Consider the following 356-nt stretch of genomic DNA (forward strand, 5'->3'; position numbering starts at 1 on the left):
CTCCAGGGCGTTCTGAAAAAGCAGCGACTAAATGTCCCATTGCAGTATCCGCAATATACATTAATATCCCACCGTGTAAAAACCCTATAGGATTAAACATAATATCAGTTATTGGAGCGGAAATATGAACCTTTTCGTCCTCTCCATTATAATCAATATCAAAATCTAATAAAGAATACAAAAATAATTGTCCTGTTCCATCTTCATGTACCTTCAAAGCTCGTTCAAAATTATCCCTAATTTTATTTTCATCCAATCTCTCTCCCTCCTATCCTTCTAATTTTCCTTTTGTGTCTTAAACAATGATTCTAATGCTTCTAATTTCTTTTTTGTATAGTCTTCATAGCTACCAATAT

At 33.1% G+C, this 356-nt stretch carries 1 protein-coding gene; it reads right to left on the reverse strand.

Annotated features, from left to right (window positions below; all coding sequences use genetic code 11):
• A partial coding sequence (locus AOA61_RS30925) for a PaaI family thioesterase (RefSeq protein WP_143521232.1) occupies positions 1 to 256 on the reverse strand: 256 nt, incomplete at its 3' end.
• Between the last annotated feature and the right edge of the window lie 100 nt (positions 257 to 356).

It is taken from the genome of Pseudomonas sp. 2995-1, assembly GCF_002742505.1.
Lineage (GTDB): Bacteria > Pseudomonadota > Gammaproteobacteria > Pseudomonadales > Pseudomonadaceae > Aquipseudomonas > Aquipseudomonas sivasensis.